This is a genomic window from Haematobacter massiliensis (genome assembly GCF_000740795.1).
In the GTDB taxonomy this organism is placed as follows: Bacteria; Pseudomonadota; Alphaproteobacteria; order Rhodobacterales; family Rhodobacteraceae; genus Haematobacter; species Haematobacter massiliensis.
The window spans coordinates 120350-145987 of sequence record NZ_JGYG01000010.1 but is presented as its reverse complement, the minus strand read 5'-3'; the positions used below and the strand labels follow the sequence as shown (position 1 = coordinate 145987).

General features: G+C 62.2%; 27 protein-coding genes. 25 read left to right on the top strand and 2 right to left on the bottom strand.

Annotation, left to right across the window (positions count from 1 at the left end; translation table 11 throughout):
• The first annotated feature begins 56 nt into the window (after nucleotides 1–56).
• From CN97_RS14750 to CN97_RS14650, 21 genes are all read left to right on the top strand, one after another.
• Complete coding sequence (locus CN97_RS14750) at nucleotides 57–1406, top strand: anti-CBASS protein Acb1 family protein (protein WP_035712913.1); 1350 nt, start codon at nucleotides 57–59, stop codon at nucleotides 1404–1406.
• Nucleotides 1403–2539 (top strand): hypothetical protein, encoded by a 1137-nt coding sequence (locus tag CN97_RS14745; protein WP_035712911.1) that lies wholly within the window; start codon nucleotides 1403–1405, stop codon nucleotides 2537–2539. The genes CN97_RS14750 and CN97_RS14745 overlap by 4 nt, the downstream gene beginning before the upstream one ends.
• A complete protein-coding gene (locus tag CN97_RS14740) occupies nucleotides 2539–2988 on the top strand; it encodes a hypothetical protein (RefSeq protein ID WP_035712910.1) in 450 nt (149 codons plus the stop codon). Before CN97_RS14745 ends, CN97_RS14740 begins: the two co-directional genes overlap by 1 nt.
• 11 nt (nucleotides 2989–2999) lie before the next feature.
• A complete protein-coding gene (locus tag CN97_RS14735; protein WP_035712909.1) occupies nucleotides 3000–4064 on the top strand; it encodes a major capsid protein in 1065 nt (354 codons plus the stop codon).
• A 48-nt stretch (nucleotides 4065–4112) separates the two neighbouring features.
• Nucleotides 4113–4301, top strand: coding sequence for a hypothetical protein (locus CN97_RS14730; protein WP_035712908.1), 189 nt, complete (start codon nucleotides 4113–4115; stop codon nucleotides 4299–4301).
• Nucleotides 4301–4792, top strand: coding sequence for a DnaT-like ssDNA-binding protein (locus CN97_RS14725; RefSeq protein ID WP_035712907.1), 492 nt, complete (start codon nucleotides 4301–4303; stop codon nucleotides 4790–4792). Before CN97_RS14730 ends, CN97_RS14725 begins: the two co-directional genes overlap by 1 nt.
• Nucleotides 4789–5151, top strand: coding sequence for a hypothetical protein (locus CN97_RS14720; protein ID WP_035712906.1), 363 nt, complete (start codon nucleotides 4789–4791; stop codon nucleotides 5149–5151). The genes CN97_RS14725 and CN97_RS14720 overlap by 4 nt, the downstream gene beginning before the upstream one ends.
• Complete coding sequence (locus CN97_RS14715; RefSeq protein WP_051911278.1) at nucleotides 5151–6194, top strand: phage minor head protein; 1044 nt, start codon at nucleotides 5151–5153, stop codon at nucleotides 6192–6194. The genes CN97_RS14720 and CN97_RS14715 overlap by 1 nt, the downstream gene beginning before the upstream one ends.
• Entirely contained in the window at nucleotides 6194–6607 is a 414-nt protein-coding gene (locus CN97_RS14710) for a hypothetical protein (RefSeq protein WP_051911277.1), read from the top strand. Before CN97_RS14715 ends, CN97_RS14710 begins: the two co-directional genes overlap by 1 nt.
• Entirely contained in the window at nucleotides 6607–7020 is a 414-nt protein-coding gene (locus tag CN97_RS14705) for a phage tail terminator-like protein (RefSeq protein ID WP_035712904.1), read from the top strand. Before CN97_RS14710 ends, CN97_RS14705 begins: the two co-directional genes overlap by 1 nt.
• 30 nt (nucleotides 7021–7050) lie before the next feature.
• Nucleotides 7051–7752 carry a hypothetical protein gene (locus CN97_RS14700; RefSeq protein WP_035712903.1) on the top strand — a complete coding sequence of 234 codons (702 nt, stop codon included), beginning with the start codon at nucleotides 7051–7053 and terminating at the stop codon, nucleotides 7750–7752.
• A gap of 11 nt (nucleotides 7753–7763) precedes the next feature.
• The gene (locus tag CN97_RS14695; RefSeq protein ID WP_035712901.1) at nucleotides 7764–8177 is read left to right on the top strand and encodes a hypothetical protein; all 414 of its coding nucleotides are present in this window, start codon (nucleotides 7764–7766) and stop codon (nucleotides 8175–8177) included.
• A gap of 355 nt (nucleotides 8178–8532) precedes the next feature.
• The gene (locus tag CN97_RS14690) at nucleotides 8533–10920 is read left to right on the top strand and encodes a tape measure protein (protein ID WP_035712900.1); all 2388 of its coding nucleotides are present in this window, start codon (nucleotides 8533–8535) and stop codon (nucleotides 10918–10920) included.
• Between the two features lie 125 nt (nucleotides 10921–11045).
• Nucleotides 11046–11804 carry a hypothetical protein gene (locus tag CN97_RS14685; protein ID WP_035712898.1) on the top strand — a complete coding sequence of 253 codons (759 nt, stop codon included), beginning with the start codon at nucleotides 11046–11048 and terminating at the stop codon, nucleotides 11802–11804.
• Between the two features lie 23 nt (nucleotides 11805–11827).
• Nucleotides 11828–12379: a hypothetical protein gene (locus CN97_RS14680; protein ID WP_035712897.1), complete on the top strand. Its 552-nt coding sequence runs from the start codon at nucleotides 11828–11830 to the stop codon at nucleotides 12377–12379.
• Complete coding sequence (locus tag CN97_RS14675) at nucleotides 12364–12771, top strand: DUF6950 family protein (RefSeq protein WP_140418243.1); 408 nt, start codon at nucleotides 12364–12366, stop codon at nucleotides 12769–12771. The genes CN97_RS14680 and CN97_RS14675 overlap by 16 nt, the downstream gene beginning before the upstream one ends.
• The gene (locus tag CN97_RS14670) at nucleotides 12759–14885 is read left to right on the top strand and encodes a phage tail protein (protein WP_035712893.1); all 2127 of its coding nucleotides are present in this window, start codon (nucleotides 12759–12761) and stop codon (nucleotides 14883–14885) included. The genes CN97_RS14675 and CN97_RS14670 overlap by 13 nt, the downstream gene beginning before the upstream one ends.
• A 10-nt stretch (nucleotides 14886–14895) precedes the next feature.
• A complete protein-coding gene (locus tag CN97_RS14665; RefSeq protein ID WP_088217553.1) occupies nucleotides 14896–17121 on the top strand; it encodes a hypothetical protein in 2226 nt (741 codons plus the stop codon).
• 122 nt (nucleotides 17122–17243) lie between these two features.
• A complete protein-coding gene (locus CN97_RS14660) occupies nucleotides 17244–19292 on the top strand; it encodes a hypothetical protein (RefSeq protein ID WP_156969589.1) in 2049 nt (682 codons plus the stop codon).
• Nucleotides 19292–21109: a hypothetical protein gene (locus CN97_RS14655; RefSeq protein WP_035712887.1), complete on the top strand. Its 1818-nt coding sequence runs from the start codon at nucleotides 19292–19294 to the stop codon at nucleotides 21107–21109. The genes CN97_RS14660 and CN97_RS14655 overlap by 1 nt, the downstream gene beginning before the upstream one ends.
• Before the next feature lies 1 nt (nucleotide 21110).
• Nucleotides 21111–22823: a hypothetical protein gene (locus CN97_RS14650; RefSeq protein ID WP_035712885.1), complete on the top strand. Its 1713-nt coding sequence runs from the start codon at nucleotides 21111–21113 to the stop codon at nucleotides 22821–22823.
• Here the strand turns inward: CN97_RS14650 and CN97_RS14645 are convergent.
• Nucleotides 22799–23461, bottom strand: a complete 663-nt coding sequence (locus CN97_RS14645; protein WP_035712884.1) for a VPLPA-CTERM sorting domain-containing protein — start codon at nucleotides 23459–23461, stop codon at nucleotides 22799–22801. The two genes, CN97_RS14650 and CN97_RS14645, sit on opposite strands and share 25 nt — an antisense overlap.
• Nucleotides 23462–23565: 104 nt before the next feature.
• Nucleotides 23566–23841 carry an Arc family DNA-binding protein gene (locus CN97_RS14640; RefSeq protein ID WP_035712882.1) on the bottom strand — a complete coding sequence of 92 codons (276 nt, stop codon included), beginning with the start codon at nucleotides 23839–23841 and terminating at the stop codon, nucleotides 23566–23568.
• Nucleotides 23842–23949: 108 nt separating this feature from the next.
• Between CN97_RS14640 and CN97_RS20335 the strand changes: the two genes are divergently transcribed.
• The 4 genes from CN97_RS20335 (at nucleotide 23950) to CN97_RS14625 (ending at nucleotide 25621) form a co-directional block, all read left to right on the top strand.
• Complete coding sequence (locus CN97_RS20335) at nucleotides 23950–24117, top strand: Arc family DNA-binding protein (protein ID WP_169743198.1); 168 nt, start codon at nucleotides 23950–23952, stop codon at nucleotides 24115–24117.
• Between the two features lie 81 nt (nucleotides 24118–24198).
• Nucleotides 24199–24939, top strand: coding sequence for a Rha family transcriptional regulator (locus CN97_RS14635; RefSeq protein ID WP_051911276.1), 741 nt, complete (start codon nucleotides 24199–24201; stop codon nucleotides 24937–24939).
• 74 nt (nucleotides 24940–25013) lie between these two features.
• Nucleotides 25014–25223, top strand: a complete 210-nt coding sequence (locus CN97_RS14630; protein WP_035712880.1) for a hypothetical protein — start codon at nucleotides 25014–25016, stop codon at nucleotides 25221–25223.
• Entirely contained in the window at nucleotides 25220–25621 is a 402-nt protein-coding gene (locus tag CN97_RS14625; RefSeq protein ID WP_035712878.1) for a hypothetical protein, read from the top strand. The genes CN97_RS14630 and CN97_RS14625 overlap by 4 nt, the downstream gene beginning before the upstream one ends.
• The last annotated feature ends 17 nt before the right edge of the window (nucleotides 25622–25638 follow it).

Sequence of the window (25638 nt, the reverse complement as noted above, 5' to 3'; positions counted from 1 at the left end):
GCCGGCAACGGTTCGCACGGCGGTCATGCCAACTGCGCCCCGCGAGGACTGAACACATGTCCATCATGCAGAGGATCGTCGCCAACTCGGTTGGCCGGCTCGCGGCGCTATTCCCAATGCTGGCGCAAGGGACGAAGCACAATTTCTACGCCGACTTCGGCTATCCTGAAACGCTGACCTTCGCGCACTACCACACGATCTACAGCCGCAACGGCATCGCTCGGGCCGGTGTGGCGAAGACCGTTTCTCGGGTTTGGCAGTCCAACCCGTTCCTGTTGGAGGCGCAGCCGGAGGACAGTCACGAAGAAACGGCCATCGAGGAGCAAATCCGCCGCCATTTCGATGCGATCCGCGCGTGGCAGATGATGGCCGAGGTGGAGCGCCGGGCGCTTGTGGGAGGGTTTGCAGGGCTGATCCTCCGCATTGCAGATGGTCGGTCGTTCGATCAGCCGGTTCAGCGCGTCGGGTCAATCGAGAGCCTTGTGGAGGTTATCCCTGCGTGGAGCGGGCAACTCACCGTCGCGGCGTGGAACGAAGACCCGATGAGCCCGGACTACGGCAAGCCGCTGTCCTACCAATTCAACGAGTCGGCCATCTCGAACAACGCAAAGCCGCGGTCTGTCACGATTCACCCTGACCGGATCATCGTGTGGTCGGACGACGCAACGATGTTCTGCGATTCCATGCTCCAGGCGGGATACAACGACCTGCTCACGCTGGAGAAGGTCTCCGGGGCAGGGGGCGAGGGTTTCTGGAAGAACGCCAAGAACGCCCCGATCATCACCATCGAGCCGGAGGCCGACCTTCGCAGCATCGCCACCGGCCTCGGAGTGAATGGTCCGGAGGAAGTCGCCGACAAGCTCAACGACGTGGTGGAAGACTTCAATCGCGGCTTCGACAGCACATTCGTGGTCAAGGGCATGTCGGTCGACACGCTCCCTGTCACGCTGCCGGACCCGGGCCCATTCTACAACGTCGCCCTCCAGAGCTTCGCGGCGTCCATCAACATTCCGCTGAAAATCCTCGTCGGGAACCAGACTGGCGAGCGGGCATCGACGGAAGATTCCGCGGAATGGGATGAGACCTGCATGTCCCGCAGGGCCAACGTCACGGTCCCGAACATCATGGCCATTGTGCGGCGGCTCGTGCAGTTCGGCGCGCTGCCGGAGCGCGACTGGTTCGTTGATTGGACGCCGCTCACGGAAAGCAGCCCATCCGAGAAGCTGGAGAATGCAACGAAGATGGCGGCGATCAATTCGCAGGCCTACGCCGCAGGTGAGCTTGTGTTCGAAGTCGACGAAATCCGCGCCGCCGCTGGGTACGAAGCTCTCGCAGCTCCCATCGAAACAGAAACGGACGAGGAGGCCGACGCGGCTTCCGGTCTTCAGGATGAGGAAGTCGAATGAAGACGGTTCGCGTCAACATCAAGGCCACGGCCAACACGTCGGCCATTCGTCGCGAGAAGCGCGGCGGGCGTGACAAGATCATCGTCCCGTCCGCGACGCTTCCCGACGGCGCGGTCATGAACGGGATCATGTATCCGGCAGAGGAGATCGAAAAGGGCTATGCGACGCTCGACCAAACCCCCGCTCCCCTTGGCCATCCCACGCTCGACGGGCAGTTCGTCTCCGCCTCCCACACCGAAGCCGTCATCCGGAACGGAATAGGGGCCTACAATGAAAACGTGCGCCGGGCCAATGGCCGGGTGTTCCTCGACAAGGTGATCGACGTCGAGTTTGCGGGCCGCACGGAGCCAGGGAAGGCCTTGCTGAAGGCCATCGAGAACGGCGAGGCGATCCACACGTCCACCGGGCTCTTGCTGGAACTGGAGAACGCACCGACAGGCGCGGGTTACAAGTACATTGCCCGGAACATGTTCTTCGACCACGACGCAATCCTGCTCGACGAGGCGGGTGCCGCCACCCCTGAGCAGGGTGTGGGCATGATGGTCAACAAGGCCGCCGACAAGGACGGCAACGAAATTGAGGTCGTGAACTCGGCGCTGGATGAAGCCGAACGCGAACTCGACTGGGCCGCGGAATACGCCGCCCGGGCCGTCGATAAGCTGGAGCGTGCTCCCCTCATCGAACGGATCAAGGCCGCAATCCTCGAAGCGGTCGGGGTGAAACCTGAAAAGACCGGGGAATCCGCAACCAATCAGGAGATGGACATGACTGTCTCGAAAGAACAGTTCGACGAGCTTTCGGGGGAGGTGAAGTCCCTCTCGAAAGCCCTTTCCGACCAGCAGGCCATGCTTGGGACGACCATCGGCGAAGCCGTGGCCAATGCCATGAAGCCTCTGATCGACGCGCAGGCCGCTGCGACCAACGCGCAGAACGCCAAGGATGACGAGGAAAAGGCCGCGCTGGTCGAAGCCGTCGTCAACGCTGGCGTGATGGACAAGGAGGCGGCGGAAGAACTGTCGCTCGACGCGCTCCGTCGCCAGAAGACCCGCACCGGCAATGCCGCGGGCATGTTCGCCGGTAACTTCAAACCGAACGCGGCCGGTGCCGGGTTCAAGGCACCGGAGGGCGACTGATGCCGCGCTATGGGAAAATCTACGCAGGTCCGGTGACGGAGACCCTGCCGCAAGTCCGTGAGCTTCCGGCCGCCGCCGCGATCCTCCCGGGCTGCATCGTCGTCGCCTCGACCGGCACCTTCGCGCTCGCGACCGCCGCGACCGCTGGCAAGGTCTACATCGCGCAGGACAATTACCTAGCGATGCAGGGCGTCGATACCGCTTACGCCGCTGGTGACACTTGCATCGGACTGGAGATGCTAGACGAGCAGTTCTTCAATGCCCGCGTGGCGACCGGCGTCAACGTGACGCTGGACATGCCGCTCGCGCCGGGCGCGTCGGGCTTCCTCGTGGCGGCCACCGCCGCTGATCGGGTCGTGGCCTTCGCGGACGAGGCCTACAACAACACCTCCGGGTCGTCGCAGCTGGTTCGGGTCCGCCCGGCCAACGGCTACGTCACCGCAGCCTAAGGAGAGCGACGATGCGCTATTTCTCCTCGAACCTCGTCGCCAACTCCCGCGTCCATGCGGCATGGTGGCAGGAAGTCGGGATCGAGCGGGAGTTCTTCCACCACGTGGAAAACAACCTCGCTCAGTTCTCCGGCAATGCCGCGGCGATCCTCCCGCGCGATGCGTGGATGGACTTCGACAACATCACCCGCCGAGTCATGCGTGACGACGAGGGACAGGCCTACATGGCCGACCTGCTCCCGCTCGCGAAGCCCGTCCATATCGGCAAGCTGGTCCACCTGACCCGCAAGTCGTCCGATGCCGGCACGGTGGTTCGGTCCATGTCCGGTCAGGTGCCTGTCCCGATGGACAAGGTGACCTACGACTATGAGGGCAACCCGGTCCCGATCTTCTCGTCGGCCTTTGGTCGCGAATGGCGGGAATGGAACACCCTCCAGTCGGAGAACTTCGACGCTCTGGCCGATGACCAGGAGGCCCACACCGCCAAGGTCCGCGAGGACATGGCCGACTATGCGCTGAATGGCGATGCCGACATTTCCGTGCAGGGCTACAAGGCCTATGGCATCAAGAACCACCCCAACACCAAGCTGATCAACCTCGGCACGGCGGCGGGCGGCGCCAACATAGACCTGACCACGGCGGATGGCGAGGCGGTCGACGCCTTCATCACCGGGGCCTTCGGCAAGGCGCTGGATGACAACCTGGTGCTGGCTCCGGTCAACCTCTACGTCTCCCCGGAGATCGGCCGGAACTTCGACAAGGCCGACACGGGCATCTGGCTGTCGGCTGGCGGTTCCTACGGCCCTGGCAAGATCGGCCAGCGCGTGACCGGCAACCGCCGCATCGCGAAGGTGGAAGTGACCTACAAGCTGACCGGGAACGAGTTCTTCGCGTTCGTGCCGAATGCGCAGTACATCCGCCCGCTGGTCGGCATGGCCGTCAACACGACCGCCATGACGCGCCTTCGCCCGACGGACAACTACCAGTTCCTCGTGATGGGCGCGATGGGCATGGATATCCGCTCCGACTGGAACGGCAAGTCAGGGGTCTTCGCCTCGACCGTGGTCAACGCCTGACAATCGGAGGGGGCTTCACGGCCCCCTCTGCCACTTGGGGAGAGCAAAATGGCCGTTCGGATCAGGATTACCAAACCCGGCATCTTCTCTGCCGTGGGGGAGGTCGCCGTAGGCGCGGAGATCGACATGTCGGAGGAGCCGAAGGCATGGGCGGGCCGGTATGAGGTCGTCGCCGCTGCTGAGGGCGAGGTCAAGGTTGCCACCCCTCCCAAGCGCACCCGGAAGGCGAAGCAGTGATGGCCGCCTACGGGACCGATGAAGGCTTTTCCGAGTGGCTGGTGGCCTACGGATACACGCTGCCAGTCGGCGCCGACGAGGCGGTTCTGCGGCAGCGCGGCACGGCCTATATCGACGCAGTGTACGGCCCCCGGTTCGTCGGTCAGCCTGCGTCATGGGACCAGGAACTCGCATGGCCTCGCGTGGGCGCCGTGACGATCTATGGGCAGGCCATCCCCTCTGACGTAATCCCTCAGTCGGTCATCAACGCCTCCTATCGTGCGGCTGTTGCTGAGGCGCTGGAACCCGGATCGCTGTCTTATGCCACGTCCGCCAAAGGCCGCCGCAAGCGCGAGAAGGTCGAAGGCGCGGTTGAGGTCGAGTATTTCGAGAACACCTCTGAAACGGTCGCAGGGCAAGGCCCGCTGTTCCTCGATATCGAGGGGCTGCTGGCGCCATTCCTGAACCCCGCAGACATGGGCTCCGGCCCGTTCATAATGGCTGTCGGATGAGCTTCTACGATGAGATGAAGGGGGTGGCCGATGGCCTCCTCGCGGAATTCGCCCAAGGGACTGTGACGGCTTACATCGTCACGCCGGGCGCTCCTGATCCAGCGCAGCCGTGGGTGGCTGTTCCTCCCTCGGAAACCTCGGCTGCGCTGGATGCCGTTGTCCGCGGCGTCCCGGAGGCTCTGGTCGACGGGACGAATATCTTGGTCGGCGACCTTCTGGTGATTTTCGCTGTGCCGGATGTGACGGTGAGCGTCGGGGACAGGATTGTAATCGACGGCAAAAGTCTTGGCGTGGTGCAGGTTTCTCCGATCCCTCCGTCCGGGACGACGGTTGCGATGCAGGCAGTGGTCAGAACCTGATGGCAACGCGCGAGAAGTTCATCCGCAGCATGAAGAAGCTGATGGATGACGGGGATCTGCGGATCGAGGCAGCTTTCCTCGCCTCCATCCAGGGCATGGTCGACGAGATCGTTCTGGCGCAGGTCATCGCGGCGCTGGACAGGGGAGATATCGAGGCCGCGGTGAATGCCGTTGATGTTGACCGGGCGGCATTCGCGGCGTTCGAGGAAGCAATCCGGGGAAACTATTCGGCAGTCGGGACCGAAACCATGAAGCTCATGGGCAAGGTGCGCGATATGGATGGCTCGGCAATCGTAGTCCGGTTCGATGTCCGTAACGAGCGGGCGGAAGACTGGCTCAACACCAAGTCGTCGGAACTGATCACGGGCAACCTCGTGCCAGAGCAGCGCCAGACCATCCGCGACGTTCTGACCTCCGGCATGGAGCGGGGCGACAACCCGCGCACGACCGCACTGGACATGGCGGGGCGTGTCGTCGGCGGCAAGCGGCAGGGCGGGGTGATCGGCCTCACAGGTCCGCAGGCCCGCACGGTGAACTGGGTCCGTGACGCGCTGTCCAGCGGGGATGAGGAGGCTCTGCGGCGGTATCTCACCCTGAAGCGGCGCGACAAGCGGCTCGACCGGCAGGTGATGAAACTCATTCAGTCCGGGAAACCCGCAAATCAGGAACTGCGCGACAAGGTGACGGGACGGCTGTCCGACAGCTACCTGAAGCTTCGGGCCGACGTCATCGCTCGCACCGAAAGCATGGCGTCTCTCAATGCCGCGCAGGAGGAAGCCTTCGCGCAGGCATTGGAGAAGTCAGGGAACAGCCCGCAGTTCGTTACCCGTGAATGGTCGGCGGCACGGGACAAGCGGACCCGCGACACGCATGGCGCAATGCACGGACAGAAGGTGCAGGGGATGACGACGCCGTTCACGACTCCGACCGGATACCAGTTGATGCGCCCCGGAGACAGCAGCCTTGGCGCTCCGGCCAGTGAAATCGCGAACTGCCGCTGCATCCAGTATATCGAATACGATTATTTCGAGGGCCGCGGCTGATGGGCATCGAGGACGACATCAATCGGCGCATCGCGGTCTACGAAAAGCGGCTTGAAGCGGTGCTGAAATCCTCTGTGCAGGACGTGTTCCGGGAGATGACCACGCCGGTTTCGAACGGCGGCCGGCTCCCGGTCGACACGGGCTTTCTCCGGGCGTCGGCGCAGGCCTCGCTTGAGGACTTCCCGAGTGCAGACAAGGCCAACCCCGACAAGAGCAAACGCTATGCCTTCAGCATGGGATCGGTGAGCGCGGTCATCATGGGGGCAAACCTGAGGGACGAGATATTCCTCGGGTTCACCGCCAACTATGCCGCCTACAAGGAGGCCAAGCACGGCTTCGTCGAAAGCGCGGTGCTGCAATTCCCGGCCTTCGTGAACAAGAACGCAGCCAAGGCGATGAAGGCTTTCCCCTGATGCCTACCGTCCCGGTCTGTATCTACATGGCGCTCAAGGCGCAGCTTCAGTCTGTGCCGGGCCTGCCGGCGCTGGCCCTACCGGGTAAGGTGGTCGAGCCTGTCGCTGGAACGTCATGGGTGGAGGTGATGAACATCACCCCGGAGCCAGAGCGGATCATGATTTCGCCCAACCGCAAGCATAACCGCCTCGGGACGTTTCAGGCGCTGATCTACACGCCGCTTGAGGACATGGCCTACGAGGCCTCGCAGGAACTTGGCGGACAGGTAGCGAATGCCTTCCCCGTCGACTTCAGGATGCAGTTTCAAGGCGTCTCCGTCCGCGTGGTGCAGGAGCCTGCCGTGGGTGACGGCTTCCGGGACCGTTCGTGGTGGGTAACCCCCGTCCGTATCCGCTGGCAGTCCCTCTCATAACCCGGCCAATGGCCAATCAAGGAGCAAGAAATGGGTGAATTATTTCCCGTGGCCGGTTGTCGGCTCTACATCGGCGGTCAGATCACGGTCCCCATCCGCCCGATGATCGTGTCGGACTTTGGCACGCAGGTCTGGACGGAAATCGACGGCTGGTCGACGATGGGCGCTTTCGGGGACTCCGCGCAGGAGATCACCACGTCGCTCATCAACCGCGACCGCGACATCAAGCAGAAGGGCACCAAGAACGCCGGCTCGATGGAGAACACGTTCGCGGTCATGGCCGATGATCCGGGCCAGCAGGCGCTGCTCCTCGCTGTGGAGAGCAAGCGCAACTACGCCTTCCGCATCCTCCTCAACGACCGGCAGCAGGCCGCAGCGACCATTTCCGTGGCTGCACCGGGCGTTGTGACGCTCACCGACCACGGCATGATCGTGGGTCAGCCGGTGCGGCTGTTCTCGACCGGCACCCTTCCTGCCCCGCTTCAGAACGAAGTCGAGTATTTCGTCCACACCGTTCTGAGCGACGACACCTTCTCCCTGACCACCACCCCGGGGGGCACCGCCATCGAGACTACGGAGGTCGGCACCGGCACTATCACCGCGGAATACGGCGGGTCGTGGCGCTACTTCGCCGCCCTCGTCATGGGTGCGCAGGAGCAGGGCGGGGAGGCCAACACCATCCGCAACCAGTCGACCACTCTGAGTATCAACAGCAATATCGTTCGAGCATAAGGGGCTAGACTATGGACTTGAGGGGGATCAAACGGGACACCTCCATTGCCCAAGAGGGGCAATGGGTGAAGGCCGTTCCGAACTTCGAAGATGCCGAATTCCTCGTGCGGGGTTGGGCGTCTCCGAAGGTTCTGGCCTATCGCTCGCGGCTTGAGCGTCTGGCTCCACGGAAGGACCGCAACGCGGACGGCTCCATCAAGGAAGCTGCGCGGATGCGGATCGTGGCGGAGGTGTTGGCCGGCGTGGTGCTGCTCGACTGGCGCAACATCGGAGATGGCGGGGAGCCTCTGGAATACTCGCAGGAACTGGCTGCGAAAATCTTCGCAGACCCTGATTTCGTGATGTTCACCGACGCCGTGCTGTGGGCCTCCAATCAAGTCGACGCGCAGTCCTTCATGTCGGAGCAGGACGAGGGAAACTCCTAAGCGCCCTCGAATGGGCGCTCATCTGGGGCGACAAGGCCGAAGATCAGCGGCTGGAATACGAAAAGATCGGCCGGCCAATCCCGAACCACCTTTGGCCGGTCGAGCCTCCCCAAGGATATGAGCAATGGTTCGAGATTTTCTTCGAGGTCTCGAACGACAGGCAGTTGGGGCATGGCTCTGTCGGGCCAATCCCGGCTTCATCTCTCGCCCGGTATGACTTCGGCCCCGATCAGCGGGCCTTTGTCCGGGCGATCCGCGCAATGGACCAGTTGTTTATGCGGCACGTGAAGTCGGCAAAAACAGGCTCCATCCAGAAGGAGCCGATGACCAAAGACCGTTTCGACAGGATGTTCTGATGTTCGATCTCGCGCGCCTCGGTATTTCCGTGAAGCTCCTCTTTGCCAAAGAGGCCAAGGATGGCCTGCGTGACGTTGCGCGCGAGGCCGGGCTTGCCGAACGGCAGACCAAGAAGATGGAGCAGTCCACCAAAACCCTTGACGGGGTGATGCGTGGTGCTGCGAAGGCTGGGGCGATCCTCGGGGCGGCGCTCGGTACGGCCTTCTCGGCCGGCACGCTGGTTTCGGCTATCGACAAGTACACTGAGATGTCGAACCTGCTGAAGGTCGTGGCGGACGATCAGTCGGGCGTGAATGACCAGCTCGACCGTCTGGCCGAGATCGCCAACAGCACCCGGACCCCGCTTGAGAGCGTCGTGACGCTGTTTCAGCGGGTCTCGACGACGGCCAACGAACTTGGCGTGTCTGGGGAACAGGTCGAGAAGTTCGTGACGAACATCTCCACGGCGCTCGCGCTTCAGGGCGGCAGCGCGGAGCAGGCATCCGGGGCGCTGCTCCAGCTTTCGCAGGCTCTGGCCGGTGGTGTGGTCCGGGCAGAAGAGTTCAACTCCATCATTGAGGGGGCCTTCCCGATCATGCAGGCCGCGGCGCGCGGGATCGACGGTGTTGACGGCTCCATCGGCAAGCTGCGGCAGATGATGCTGGACGGGAAGCTGTCCGCGAAGGTGTTCTTCGACGCGATCCTTTCGCAGTCCGACGAACTGGCGGCCAGCTTCGGCAAGACGCAGGCGACCGTCGGGCAGGCGCTCCAGGTGCTTCAGGATCGGTTCACCATGTTCGCAGGTGAATTCGACCGGATGACCGGGCTTTCGGGGATGCTGTCCGACGGCATCCTGTCGCTCTCGCAGAACATTGAGGGTGCTGTGGTTTGGGCCGGATCGTTCGCCACGGCGCTTGGCATTGCAGGCACAGCCATGTGGGGCTTGAATGGCGGGGCAATAGCGTTCCTCGCCACCATGATCTCCCTGCGGGCCGTGCTCATCACGCTCGGCGTCGGGGTTCTCACGCTCGCCATCGGAACATTGGTCAACTACCTGCTCGACGCCACCCGCGAGACTGGCAGCTTCTCCGCCGCCCTTGAGAAGTTGGTCGGCATCGCCAATGAGGTCGCGCAACGGGTGGGGCAGGGCTTCAGCCTGATGGGCGAGATGATCATGGGCGTCGGCATGGGGATTTCTGCTGCCTTTGCCACCGTATGGGCCGATATCCTCGCCGGGCTCGACAGCATGCTGAACGGCGCAGCGGCGCGTATCAACACGTTCCTCCAGTCCACGGGCCAATTCTTCAGCGCCATGACGGGAGGCGCGATTGAAGGCAACTGGGGCACGCTGGAAACGAACCGGACAGGCGGGGTTGAGGCACAGAACGCCGCGGCGGATCAGGCGGCTTTGGCGCGCGAATACATGGACAGCATCAACGCCAGCTTCAAGGACTTGTTCACCAAGCCCCTGAGCGGTGGGATGACAGGCTCTCGCCTCGGAGCCCCATTTGATTCGCTTAGCGGCGTTCCTGCGGATCTAGTTAGGGACACCCCGGCCAAGACTCTTGACGATAAGCCGCCAGGCAAGCCCAAGGGCGGTTCCTCTACCTCGTCCTATAAAAAAGAGGTTCAGCGGATCAAGGACGAGACTGCGGCCCTAGCATCGGAGTTGAAGGTTTACGAGGGCTTCTCCGGCTCAGTCCGGGACTACGAGATCGCGCTGTCCTCCGCAAAGAAGGAGGCCGATCTTCTCGCTGCTGCGCAGGAATCCGGCTTGAAGATAACCCCCCGACTCAAGGAAGAGGTCCACGGCTTGGCTCAGAACTACGCCGAAGCGGCTCAGAACGTGAAAGAAGCAGCGGATGCCCAACAGGAGATGATCAATCAGGCTGGGCGTATCGAGGATGCCTTTGGGGGGATGTTCTCCAGCCTGGTTACTGGGGCCTCCTCTTTCAAGGACGCCCTTGGGCAGGTTCTTTCCCAACTGGCTGAAATGGCGGCTGACAGCGCCTTCCAGAATTTCTGGGGAATGGCGACGGGCGAGAAGACTGGTTCTGGCTTCATTGGTGCAGCGGGGTCCATTCTCAGCTCCATGTTCGGCGGGTTTCGGGCGAATGGCGGTCCTGTCGACGCTGGCAAGGCCTATGTCGTGGGCGAAAAGCGGCCGGAGATGTTCATCCCCGAGACGTCCGGCACGATCCTTCCCTTTGTCCCGCGCGCTCAACAATCCTCTGGTGGGGTGGTGGAAGTTCGCACCTACCTCGACCCGCAGACCGGGGCACTGGATCAGAAGATCGAGCGTATCTCCGGTCAGAGTGTCCGCGCGGCGGCCCCAGAGATCGTCGGCCAGTCAGTCTCCGCCGTGGGCGCGCAGAACCGCAGAACGCGGCGCTACCTTGGCAAGTGAGCGATCAGTGAGGGTTCGCGTGGGGCCGAAGGTAACGGTGAAGGCGGAAGCTCCCGCGCCTCCTGAAGCCTCCGCGCTGCGAGTAGCATCGGAAAAAGTGACCGTCCGAGTGGAAGATAGGCACGATGGTTAACGTCTATGCTTGGCCTCCGGTCGGGTTCCGCAGCTTCGAGTGGTCGGTGGATCAGCCCGTCGCGAAATCCCGGTCGCTGTGGTCGAACCGTCGCTACATCTCCACGACGCAGCGCCGTCGCCGCGTGGCGACCATCAGCGTATCGGCAGGGACCACTATGGGCGCGGGCTACATGGAGGCCCTGAAGCGGCTTCTGGAAGGTGGGACACACCTCGTCAGGCTGGACAGCTTCCCGCTCAACCCGGATGAGCCCGAGTTTCCGGACGGAGTGCTTAACAGTGAACCATTCGAGTGGCTTCAGGGATCAGGCCCCGACCCACTGGGTTGGCAAGCTCTTGGCGGGGAGCTTCGCTGGTTCAACGGACCGCCAGTCTCCGCTGTTAGTGTCTCGCCCTCAGGAGCAATCCCCGCTTGGGTCGAGGTGAGCGGCCTACCGCCCAGCCAGATCATAGCCATGCCGGGCCAGTTCGTAACCATCTATTATGGAGACCCAGAGCTCTCCGTTACTCGGATGATAATGGCCCCGGTGATCTCGGATGCCTCAGGAGTGGCCATAGTCAAGATCGAGGGAGAGAGACCCGCCAACATCCGACGGGTTCACATTGGCACCCAAGAGAGCTCGGCCTTCGAGGCACTATCCATCCCTAGAGCCCCCCGTGTGGTCAACTCTGATTGGTTCTATGACTGGTCTTTTCTCGAGGTGTTTGAGGATGAGACGGCCGGTTTCGTGGAGGTTGATCCGTGGAGCTAAGCCGGCAAGTCGATGAAGCCCTCATGTCGGCCATCGAGGGGGAGACGTTCCACCCCGTGATGCTGCTGTGGCTCGACTGGCCGTCGGGGGAGGTCCGGATGCATTCGGGCAAAGGCACAATCGTCTGGCATGGCGAGGAATGGCTTGGCGTGGGGGATGCGTCCTCTGTCGTGTCAGGCGAGGAGGGGCTCGGCATGGCGGCCTCTACGGCCACGTTGCGCCTTGCCTCGTCGTCGGATGAGATCATGGCCCGGATCAGCGACCCGATCCGCAACCGGGAAGGCAAGCTCTACTGGGGAGCAGTCACGCAGCCGCAGGGAAACGTTCTCGTCGGCGAGCCGATCAACTTCCACGAGGGCTACATGGACTCGTCTGCCGTCCCGATAGAGGCGGACGATACCGGGATCACCCATTACATCGAAATCACCCTTGCCTCCGGGCCAGGCGCTCGCTCGGTGTCGTCGATCTACCACACCGCCGAAGACCAGAGCCGGAAGTACCCCGGAGACACCGCGGGAAGGCACGTCATCAATGCTCTCGCACGGACGGAAACGCAGCGTTGGCCGGAAAACTGACACCTGAGGCAGTGATGCGGATCGTGATGGAGGTCATGGGCCGCAAGTGGGAATGGGGTGTGTCGGACTGCACCGCTTCAGCCTGTGACGTGTTCCTCCGTCTCCACGGCATCGACCTGATGGGTCGGTATCGTGGGGCGTACAGCACGGCCCGGCAGGCGCTGCGCATCCAAGGTCCAGACTATGCCGCGTTCTGCCACGCGCAGGCGGTCAAGCACGGCCTCGCTGCCAAGGATGAGGCGGAGCCTGGGGATATCGGACTCGTCGAGGGGCGTTACGGGCTCTCTCTGGCGATAGCTGTCTCTCCGCAGGTGTGGACTGGAAAGACCGAAGGCGGGTTCGCGACCGCCAATGCCGCCGTGATGACCTGGGGTGTCCCATGCCGCAACTAGCCGTCGCCGCCATCGCGGCAGCGGGCTCCTACGCCACATGGGGTACCGCGTTCGGGACCGCGCTCGCGAACCTCTCGGCCTCGCTGCTGCTGTCCACGGCATCGCAAGCGTTGCTCGGGAAGTCGGCACGCTCATCTGACATCCAGCGCGAATTGGCCCGCCCGACGACGACGCCGCAATATCGGGCCGTCTACGGCACCTACCGCGTTCCCGGCACGCCAGCGCCGTGGCTGGTCAAAGGAAACTTCCTCTACGGCTGCCTGATCCTCAATAGCCGTCCGAGCGCAGGCCCGTTCAAGGTGTTCGTCGACAAGCGGGAGCAGACGCTGACCGGCAACCTCTACAACTTCGGCGCCGGAGGCGGGGCCCGCCCGACGACTGCTCCGCTCTACGACAGGGAGGAAGGGTCGCCTGGTCCTGTAGAGTTCGTCCGGTTCTGGATTGGTCGCGGGGATCAGACGCAGCCGCCGCAGCAGATACTGGATGAGGTGCCGGAGCTTTTCCAAGCAACGGATGCATGGCGCGGAATGACGGTGATCTGGATCAGGGCGAACGCTGGCCGGAGCAGGGGGCTTACCACCCGTTGGCCAGCATCGCCGCCAAATATCGAGGTGGAGGGCAACTGGACGCCGGTATGGGATCCACGCACCAACACGACGGGATGGAGCGACAACCACGCGCTTTGCATTCTGGACGCCCTGATGAACAACCCGGTTCGGAAGTTCCACCAGCGCGACCTGATCATGGATCACTTCATAGCCGCGGCGAACATCGCGGATGAAGACGTTCCTCTTTCTGGCGGCGGATATGAGGCCCGTTACAGCGTCGGCGGCATCCTCGTGTGGACCGATGCGGAGATTGAGGACCAGCTTGCCCCAATGGCTGCGGCTGGCGCGGCACGGTTTATTCGGGCGGGCGGAAAGCTTGGCATTGCGCCCGGAGCGTGGGTCGATCCACTCCCGGAGGTGACAGACATTCTCGCGGAGGACGGGCTCGACTTCCAGCGTTGGGCCGCAGGGAACGATCTGCCCACGTCCATCTCGGCATCCTATACCTCGGCAGAGAGAGGTTATGAGGACGCCGACCTCGGGCAATGGCCGATTCCCGGTGCGATGGAGGCAGATGGCGGGGTCGATAAGCCCGTGTCGTTGGACCTGACGTGGATCACATCCCCGACGCAGGCAATGCGGGTGCAGAGGATCGAGGGGCTTCGCGCGCGGATGCAGCGCCAGATACGCTGTACGCTCCCGCCATCCGCAATCCGGGCAATCGCGGGGTCTGTGCTGCCGCTGACGGCTCCGGCTCCCTACGCCGCGATGAGCGGCACCTACGAGGTGCAGAGCATCAACCTCGCGCTCGACCCGATGGGGGATGACGGAGTGGCGATGCGGTGCCCTGTCGTTCTGAAGGAGACGGCGGCATCGATCTACTACTGGGAGCCGGGATATGAATACGAGATCGGGACGGGGTCAGGTTACAACCCGCAGCCGTCGGATGTGAGCGCCCCAACAGCCATGGCGGCAACGTCACTAACCATCAACGGGGCTCCGGTTATCCGCTTTTCGTTCGATCCTGTCGAGAGCGCTCTTGCCGCCCGCTACGAGTGGGAATGGACGTCGACGGACCAGACGGCGTGGCGCTCCGGGGGCAGCATCGCCTTCGACTTGGAGGATATCTTCGACCGCGCTTACGGCATCCTGACAGAGCCAGACCTTGGCGCCAGCCACTCGGTCCGGGTTCGCACGGTCAACCTCGCGGGGCAGGTCTCAATGTGGGCCACTATCACTGGCATCGTCGCAGACCCACCTGCAACTGACGTTCCCGCGCCGACGCCGGTTTTAGCGACCGGAGGGGCGGGACAAATTTCGGTCGAGTTCACCGCGCCGAACCATCCCGACTTCCGGGCCATCGAGGTCTACGGCTCATCCATCAACGATCCGGGCGCCTCCACGCTTGTGGACGGCCCTCGCTACGTCTCCCCGAATGCCGTGGTCGAAACCATCGTGAGCGGTCTTGGCTCTGGCGAAACGCTCTACTTCTGGGCGCGCTCCATCGACCTCTACGGGGCTGCGTCCAGCCTCTCGACGCCCTCGATCAGCGCCACCACCTCCTGAGGATCAATTCATGCCGGCACCCATCTACAGCCTCCCAGTTGTGGGAGTTCCTCCGAATGCTTACACGACGCAGGCGATGCACGAGGCCGCGATCAATGCTGTCTTACAGCAGATGTTCACGGACTACGTGGCGCGAGATCAAATCCTTCAGACGCATATCGACTCGCTATCCAGCGGGGTTCTGGTCGTCGGAGAGTGGGACGCCTCATCGGGAGCCTTCCCCACGACACGCCCCGACAGCTCTCCAATCCGGCCGGGAGACGCGTGGATCGTGACCGGGGCCGGGGGTGTGGATGGCGAGAATTTCGCCGTCGCGGATCGACTGGTCGCACTCACGGATGGTGGCGGGGTGACATATGCCGGTCACTGGCTCCGCTCCCCGCATGCCGACGATCAGCGGTATGATTTTTCCAGCAAGGCTGCCCTTATGGCAGCGGCCATCCCGGCGGAGGTGCTCGTCGCCCGCGTCGTGCTCGGCGGAATGATCCTGACCTATGCCCGCGATTCCGGGGGCGCTACCGAGCTGACAGACGGATCGCGCTGGCGACTAGTGAGCGGTGCGCATTACGCCTCGGTGCTTGCGGCCCTGTCTGACAGCTATCCCTATGATCCCGGCGACGTAGTGACTGCGGGGCTGACGGTCGCGGCGATAGTCGGCTACCTGGTGGTGAGCAGCGACCCGGACGTCAGCACGGCCGGAGGCGTGATGTTGCGCGTCCAGCCGGATCAGCAGGGCTGGTATCACCTCGATGCGTTCGGTGCGGCAGGCGATGGATCGACGGACGACAGCGCGCGGCTGACCAAGGCGATCAGTCGGGGAAAAGTCCAGCTGGGCGCGCGGATGTACGCCGTCGCCGGCATCCAGCCGGTATCAAACATGCACATCCGGGGCCGCGCGCGGAACACCACGTGGCGGACGAGCGGGCTGGTCTGCACGGTCGCAGGGGGCGCGATCTTTTCCGACCCCACGTCCGCCCCGATATACTCCGTGACGCTGGAGGATTTCCATGCCGACTGCACCGCGACCGGTTGCCGGTTTTACGACAGTGCGAGCCAGGTCAAATACTCGGGCGGATTCCGGTTCGTTAATCTGGTCGCGAGCTGCAATTTCCTGCTGCTGTTCCGGTTCTGCCCGATCTATCTGCTGATCGACGACTGCCTGTTCGGCCAGACCGGCAACCGGCTCGGCGGCAGCCAGGAGTTCCGGGTCATGGAGGCATGGTCCAATTCCAACGCGAGCCTCGTCAATCACAATCAGGTCCGCAACACGCGGCACTACAACGTGCATGGCGCGACCACGGCTGTTGCTGCCTACACGCTGCGGCACGGGGCTAAGTGGAGATTCGAGAATTGCTCCATGGAGCAGTTTACGAATGGCTATGTCGCTGACGCGGCTGCATTTATGGCGCTGAATTGGGAGGGCGGCTGGATCGAGGCGATCAATGCGCCTCAGGTATTCCGGACCCGGATCGACGCGGCGGCGCCCAGCAATATCGCCGGAGGACCGATCCGGATCGCCGGATCGCAGATCGATATCCTGAATAGCACCTGCGAATATCTGATCGTCAACGGCAATGGCACGGTTGATGTGCATGACATCAATATCCGGGGCAATGGGCCGGGGTTCCGGCTCGCCTCACAGCCGAGCCAGATTGCGTTTGCGCGCAATATCTATGCTCCGGCAGCGCCGCTGTTGCAGCAATACATACAGGAGCGCGGCGCGATCTATCAGGGTCGCCTGACGCCGTGGCGCAACGGTATTGTACCGGCCAGTCTCTCCGTCTCGTCAACTGGCGTGGCTCCCACAATGAGCGGGGCCAACTCTGCTTATACCGGGGAGGCGTCGGCGCGGATCGCGGCGGGAGACGGGGCGCAGGTCATCTATCGTCAGGTGCCGACGGAGATTTTGCAGTCCATCAATGACGGACGGGCCGTCGTCGCGCTTGTCGGGCGGTGGGAGGCGGCGGCGGCGTTTTATGCGCGGGCTTGCTACTGGGTCAATGTGACTCCGACCCATGCCAATATCACGGCCTCCGCCGCTGATGCGGATGCTATCGGGGCGTCCTACGGCACGACCGTCGGTGTCAGCTCATGCCCGGTGTTCATCCCGGCAACGCTCACGTCTTTCCACGTCGGGTTCCTTCTGAACGGCGGTGATGTCGGCAAATTTTTCGCCCTCGAAGGGCTGCACCTGCTCGCCAGCGATCAGAAACCGACGCTGCCCTTTTTCGTCTAGCACCCCCGGAAATGTGGCTGGGCAATCAGCTAATCGACATCAACAGCTACGAATAAGGAGAGCCAAGAATGGCACGTTTTCTTCCATTCCTAGTGGGCGGCAAAAAGACTAAAGTGGTTCCGGTGGTGGCCCCCGAGCTGATCGTCGGCAATATCGTGCTCGTCGGCTCGTCTATCGAGCACGTGCCCGGCGAATGGGAGCCTGGCGTTGATGTCGAGGGCGAATATGTCCGTCGCGCGAATGGTACTGGCCCATGGCTGGCGACCGGGATCACGTCCGGTCCTTATATCGCGCAGACGGTGGCTGATGTTGTGACCTGGCGCGAGATCGGCACGGATGCCAATGGAGGCCGCACCACGGTATACGCTCAGCCATTTGCGACGGTCTACGCCGAGCCTGTCGTGGCTACACCCGCGACGCTGACCGGCGCGTTGCTGCCGGGAGAGCCGTATACCTCCACCGCAGCTACGTTTACCGGCTTCCCGGAGCCGGAGGTCAGCCATGGCGTGCAACGACAGCTTGGCACCACTGGGGCTATAGAAACGCTCCCGGCGAATGGTGTGTTTGCTGTTGGGTATCGCTATCGGCCCGCTACGAGGGGATACAGCCTCGCCGGCGAGGTCTGGTCTTACGGCGACGGCTGGTCGGCTGTCATCGCTCCCCCGGCGGTCGCCCCGACAGTCAGTCTCGCGCGTACGCCAGCCGGGGCGGTCACGCAGGGCGACAGCGTCACGATTACCGCGACTCGTACCGGCACTCCCGATCCGACGCCGGTGTGGACGATCACCCGCAATGGAGCCCCGTTCACATCACCCGCAGGGGCGTGGAATCGGGTCATAGACGACATCGAGGACGGCGATTACGTCGTGTCGGTCACCGTCACGAATAGCGCAGGATCGGCGACGGATACGATGAGCTTTACCGTCGCGGCAGCAAGCACGGATGTCGCGCCCTATGTCATCACCAACCCTGCGATGCCCGCGCTGACAGCGGGTGTGCCTGTCACCGTACCGGCGGCGACCTTCGGAGGCAATCCTAACCCTACCTCCACGCATAAAATCCAGCGGCGTCTGCCCCCGTCAGGGACGCCAGAGGATGTGGTAACCGGCCTCACGTTCACGCCTGCCGCGAATTACCAGTATTCCCGCGCATCTACAGCGACTAATGGCGTCGGTTCCCCTGCCGTTGCTAATAGCGCATGGTCGGACACGGTGCCCCAAGTCGATTGGGCGTTTTCTGAGGCAGATGGTGTCCTGACCATCCCGATCATGCCGGGCCAGCCCAATACCCCGTCTGTCACGAACATCACGCCGAACAGCGCCCGAATCGTACCGGGCACGTCGCCGACGCCAGCTGTGACACAGATTCTGATGATCCCGGAAGGCGATTTCAACGAGACGCAGCCCGAGCTTACGACGTTCGGGAACTCTGTGTCGTTCCAAGGGAACTCAACGTCAGGCTACCTGCCGAGCACAGCTTATCGAATCTGGCGAGAGAGCGCTACTGCCGAATTCGACACGCCAGCGGCGGTAGAATTCGTGGACACGTTCTCGACAAATCTCGGGGCCAATCTCGCAGGGCATGTCTCGGAAAGCTCGCATGTGTGGTCTGCGCCATTGACGACGACTGGCATGTGGATCACCCCGGGGGGCAGAGTACGCGGGCTCTCAAACAACTCCGCCAGAAACATGCAGCTGAACAACTACGAACTCCCCGCTCAAGGCGGGTATATCGAGGCCAGCGCTTATGCGATGGGGGCAAACCAGCCCGGACAGGCGGCAGAGAGGAGAGCAGGAACGCTCGGGTTCCTCGCATTTGGGATCGACGTAGATAACTACCTCCAGCTGGCATTCTTCGTACCCAGCGCCGGGGGGGCAAGCGATGCAATACGGGTGCATGAGCGGATCGGCGGAAACATTTCTACGCTGATAACCTATTCCGTCCCGGGCATGGGCGACGTCATGGCGGAGCACACAGCGCGCCTCTCAATCAACCGCTCGACGAAAGCCATAAGCCTGCTGGTTGGGGGCGTGGAGGTCGGAACGGGGACATACACCGGCACCTACCCGGTGGGGACGAAAACCGGCGTGCGATGGGAATCGTATACCTCTCAGGCGCCCTCTGACCGAAGCGCGATGCAATTCAACGAGCTGTCTGCGGGGGGTCTGTGATGCCTCTCTACCGCTATTGGCCCCGGGCCGCAGGACTCGCGGGCAGCAAACTGACGACATCGACAGCCCTGGCGGCTCTCGTGGCTAGAACCGGTTACGCCGTGCGCACTCTCAGCATTTCGGCGGGCCAGCATACGACGGCGGCGGGGTCCACAGAGCAGCCGTTCACGGCAGTCAGCTCGTCGGGCGATGTCACGATCTCTGGCATAATGCCGCCCGGCGCGCAGCTCATCTACACCGATGATCCGCAGCGGCAGGCGATTATCTACCTCCCCTCCGGTGGGTCTGTGACGGTTTCCAGCCGCACTCCGGCTACCACTGCGGACGAGTATGGGCGGATCATTCACGGGGCGACACTCAACCCGACACCAATGCAATCGGCCCTAACAACCCCGCTTCACGGCTACGACCAGCGGGCGCTAACAAAAGACACGCAGGTCAACGTCACGTTCTCCGAAAGCCGACTGGTGACGTATCCCCTGAGCATGGCGGCGGGGGATACGCTCAATGCCGCCAAGTCTCTGCTGCCGATAGTCACTGCTCAAAATTCGGGCATGGTGGAGGAATATTTCTCCCTCACCGTGCTGAATGGTGCTGCGCCAGCAGGTGAGCTGTTCGCGCCCCCGGTGGCCCGCAACACCACCCCAGCGCTTATCGGCGTTGATATCGACGCGATCCACGACTCGCTGCCGAATTATGCCTCAGCAGGAACCTCGCCGCCCGCTGATCTTGATCAATATCTCGCGCGGATCGAAAAATTCCAAGGCTCCCTGCGTGGTAACTACAAGGCGGCTGATGGCGGAACTGGCGGCGGCTATGCCGACATGATGCCCTTCGGCTCCGGCATCCTGAACAAAAACTATGGGCGGCAAATGGCTGGCGTGCAGGCCGCGATCCTGCCCCTCCTCTGGACCGATGCTGGAACCGAGGCACAGAAGAAGGCGGCCATACGCGCCATCATCTCATTCGGTCGGCAGGTTGACGGGTCGGTCACGGGGCCGAACGGCGGCATCTGGACCTTCCAGTTCCCCATGATCTATCTCTACCGCCATTTCACTGGCGGCGACCTGACTCCTTTTGTGATGGGCGCAAAGGGCGTAGCTCCGCTGATGGGCGGAAACATTCTCGGGCAATTCTTCACCGAGACGCCTGCGAATCTCGCGCGCTACCGGACTCCGCACAACACCAGCGGCATGCCACACAGCAGCGCCATCCGCACCGTCACGGCGGTCAGTGGTCTGAATGTGACCGTCAACAACGTGTCTCCCAACACCACCAATAAATATGCCTTTAGGGGCCTGATCCTGCGGAACACTGCCGGAACGAAATCTGCCACCATCATCGCTCCGGGAGGAACCAACACCCTCAACCAGCCGATGACTCTAACGCTGAAGAACGCCAACCCATTCGTGGTTGGAGATCAGGTCTGGATGGATGATCCTCGCGACGTAGTGGCGGGCGATCCCAACTGGTCGGTTCGGTGGAGGGAAACATCTGCTACCTACACCGCGCAGGACACGCTTAGCATGGACAGCGGAGGCGGTTATCGCAACCTTGCGACCGGCTCAGATTTCCTTCTTTGCACCCAAGCGCTCGGCATTACTAACCCGACTTGGGCACCTCTCGTCAACTACACGATCAAAACTCTGCCCGCAGTTGGACAGCAGTTTGGCACGTGGCCTAGCGCTGAATTCCCATGGTCGCACCCATTCCGGTCCGAAGTTCACGACGCTAACGACCCGTCAGACACGTGGGGCCTCCGCCTGTTCCGTGCGCATTGGCCCGCACTCTCCAAAGTCCCCCAGATCGGAGCCTGACATGCCCCTCTATCGTTATTGGCCCAGGACCGCAGGTCTCGCGGGCAGCAAGCTCACGACATCAACGGCGCTTGCCGCCCTCATGGCAAAAACGGGATACGCAACGCGCGCGCTGCACGAGCAGTCCGGGACGTATACCACGCAGGATCGGATTGCGCCCGGCATATTGGACCATGACCCATACCCTTCGACCCGGGACGGCGCGCCCAATCTGTCTATGGACGGCTGGGTCTACGGCCTACGTGGGGACGAGATCGAGGCGCTGGAACGCGCCGTGACCTTCTCTGGTCCGGCTCACGCCACCTTGGAGGGGATGGCGGTCGAGTTCCGCCTTGTCGGTACGGGAGGCGAGGCGGTCACCGGCTGGGTAAGCGCAGGCACGATCACTGGTGGCGCATGGAGCGTGACGCGCACTATCCCTGCCACGGAGCATTGGTGCTGGCGGGAGGTCCGGTTGACGGCCAACCCGGAGATCGTGGCGCGGAGCGTCGGGCGCTGCGCTGTCGGGTTTAAATACATGGCACTCGGGCCGTCGAGCCTTTCGATATCTGTGGACCTGTGGCCCAATCAGAAGGGCAACATTTACAATCCGGGCTGGCCGCTGACTGCCCCTGACGACCAGATGGTTGTCTGCATCAACAATATCCTGAACGGCAACGGCGGCGCTGGCGTCGGTCCACTCCGCTATGGTTTTGTGAGGGCCAGCGATAATAGCAGAACACCCACAGATGCCGCGCAAAACCGCGCGGTATCCGGCGCTAGCGCGCGAGCTGCCATCAACCAGCTCGCCCGGTTCGGAGGATACAGGTGGTGCTACATCTCCGTCGCAAAATCTGGGCGACCAGCTAGCGAAATTTTCAGAGTGCAGGCGGAGTGGGACGATATTTGCACTAAAGTGGACCTTGCTGGCGGCGACGTGTCCATTTGCCTGTTCAACGAGATGGACGACACGCAAAGCTATCTCAAAGTCACCAGCGCAGGAGGGCTTCCCGGTCAGCTTGGAAAACTGGATGACATTCTGAATCCGGGATATCGTCTGGCAACGCAGAACTATGTGCGCTCGCAATTCGGCGTTCCGCAGTGCACGAGGCAGGCGCAGGCGATGTACGATCTGGGCGGCACCATGACGCCGCCACTGGTGGGGCTTACCACCCAGAACGGGCGCGGTTCCGTTCATCCTCGCCATATCTACACTGGTGCCGCTTACAGCACGCAAACCGGTATAGATAAGGGGGCGTTGCAGCAAGCGTCGGTGATGGCGTTAGGCATTGCGAAGGCCGCAGGCCTATCCGATTTCGAGCACCCCTACTGGTCCAATCTGAGTATTAGCAGTGACCGAATGACCATTACGATCACTGCTAATCCAGCCAACGGAGGCGCGATTTACAGTCCTGCCCCGACAGCCCTGTGCTGCTTCCGCATCTCAAACGGGGGTGCACAAATCCCCTATACAGCAACACTGTCCGGACAGACTGTTACCATTGTCAAGCGGGACGGCGCCGCGTGGCCGTCGCCCCTGACGTTCACGAGTCAGGCCCGCTCAGGTACCGCTGGTACCACTGAGCAGGAGGCATTTGACGAGGACGAGGCTATTGCTGATGGCGTCGTGAAGGAGGCATATCCGCTGGAAAATTTCTCGGGCGGGATACAGGTCTCAGGGTATCGTGATGGGTCTGGTCGGTGGTGGCCTCACCTATCGACGACCACCCTCTGACGGCGGCGGAGAGCGATGAGGGCTGCTGTCCCGGCCAAAAGGAGCGGGGCGGCAGCGGGCAGGGGAACAGGGGCGGGGGACGTTACTTCCCAAACCTTACCGGCTGCCTCTAGGTATTCGAATTCATAGCTGACAATCTCGCCATACTTGGCAAGCGGGTATAGATCAGAGAAATAACCAAACCCGTTAAAGGTATCCGAAAAAGTAAGACGATCCATAAACGAGTAAACTTGTCGATAACCGATAATATTGTTCGGGTACCTCAAGTCTAAATAGTTAATATCCCAGAAGCTTAAGTTTAGGTTTTCTTCGAAAATCACGGTGCCGCCTAGAACATTGCCAAATGCACTGGCGCGCATGCCGTTTAGTTCGACAAGGATACCGTCATATGTTGCTGATATCAGATCATAGGGTTGCCCCGGCTCCAGCCGTTCGGAGGTGAATGCTAGGGATATGTCCATATCCGCGACTGTTGGAGAATCGCCCGTCCTACTGCCGAGATAATTACCAAGATCGTCGTAGAAATAACGCAGGTAGGTTGCTGAGACATTCGTCGCCACAGCCGTGTACGTCACAATCGCCGCATCAGCCTGCCCCACCGTCAGGCACGCCGCAGCCGCCAGCGCAAACGCTCTCATCCCAAATCCCCCGATTAACCAACGTCGTCACGGTGCCGTGATGCCGGCGATTCTGGCAAGGGCAAAGATTAAGAAGTTAGGATGTGTCAGGCGGCGGCAAAGCGTCACTTCTCGTCCTTCATGGCCTTGTTCGCCTGTTCCACGGCCTTTGACACGACTTCCATGAACTCATCGTACGATGGGAACCTGTAGGTGGTCTCGCCCGCCTCAACTGTGACCCTGTCGGGAGGAGGGATGAATGACGCATCCAGCCGTGCGACGATCTCAGCGTTCATGGAGCGGCTGTTGGCCTCAGCGGCGGCCTTGATCCGGTCCCGCATCCCGTCGGGGAGGCGGAGCATGAAGCGGTCACTTTCGCGGTTTGTGGGTATCGTAGACATCTGCCGATTCTCATTTTCTGCCACCGTGGCATACAATTTTTGTTGCGACCATGCTTCCACCGTGGCATACATGTCTTGTGCCACGGTGGCATATACGGAATGGAGAACATGACCACCAGAGAAAGCGACAAGTTCATGATGCGCCTCCCGGATGGATGGCGTGACGCGATCAAGGCTGAGGCGAAGAAACACCACCGCACGATGAACGCGGAAATCATCGCAGCCATTGAAGTCGCCATGCGGATCAAGGGGGTGCAGCTTGAGAGCGCATCGTGAAACGAAAGCGGCCGGGCAGCGCGCCAACGCTATCCCGGCCTGTAAGTCCCAACCCATCAAGAAAGGACTGTTCCGGTGAACATGGAGCAAAACACGCCGAAAGGCAACTTCCCCGTCGCGGGGCTGGCGGCAGGCCAGCAGATCGCCATGTCGTCCCGCGAGATCGCGGAGCTTTGCGAGAAGCGGCACGACCATATTTTGCGTGACATCGAGAAGATGCTTCGAGATATCGGCGCCCCCAAATTTGGGGCGGCTGATTTTGAGGCCGAATACCTCGATGGCCAAGGGAAGCCGCGCAAGGAATACCGACTGCCGAAAGACCTGACGGTCACCCTGATCACCGGCTACCGCGCCGATCTGCGCTACAAGGTGGTGAAGCGGCTGGAGGAGTTGGAAGGCGTTCGCAGCGCTCGCCCGATGCTCGACTTCTCTGACCCGGCGGTGATGCTCGGGGTGTTCCAGCATCTGCAAGGCCAAGTCGCCGAGAAGGAGGCGATCATCGAGGAACAGGGTGGTCGGCTGAAGAAGCTCGACCGGCTGGAGGGCGCGAAGGGGTCGATGTGCATCAGCGATGCCGCGAAGACCTTGGGTGTCGGGCGCGACTACCTGTTCAAGTTCATGTCGGCCCGTCGCTGGATCTTCAAACGCTCGGGCGGCAAGACGTGGCTCGCCTACGACGACAAACGGAAGTCCGGCTATCTGGAGCATGACGACTTCATGAAGATCAACGATGTCGGCGAGGAACGCGTCTACACCCGCGTCTTGGTGACGGCAAAGGGGCTGGTGAAGCTCGCCGAGTTGCTGGAGCAGCCCATCAACTGATCGTCGCGGCCCCCGGAAGCGCTGGCACGCGACCGGAGGCCTGAACCATCACCTGATCAACGGAGGATCAGATCATGGCCTTGGCCAAATCTACTCGCACACCTGCCGGAATGGTAGACATCGAAGAGATGACGCGCACCATCCACAGCTTCGGGCCAGCGTCTCTGGCTGAGATGATCGCCCGCCTTGAGGCTGAACCCTCGTTTCACAGCGAAGGCGCGATGCTCTTCCTCGATCATCTTCGCCGCCGCTGCAACCGGATGGTTTCGGAGGGCATCGCATGACCGCCGTAACGATGGAAGAACCGACCCGCCGCGCACTTCTGAACATGGCAATCGCTGCTCCGGTGGCTGGCGCGATCTGGAAGGGTGTGTTTGCCCCGGAGCCCGGGGAGGCAGCCCCGTCCATGATGGGGCAGGACGACACGCCGGTGATGCAGTGGTTCCGCCGCTGGCAGGAGGCAACCACCGCGCTCAGCACGCGGGACATGACGGACGAGGAATTCCAGATGGCGAACGAGGACCGGATCGCCATTGAAGACAGCCTGATGGCCATCCCGGCGGAGAATGCCCGCGACTTTGTGGCAAAGGTCTACGCCTACACCAATCGCGGCGAAGTCGGGTTGCCGAACCACAATGAAGCCCGGGAACTTTGGGCCGAAGCCCGCGCGATCATCGGCTGACCACCACGACAATCAGG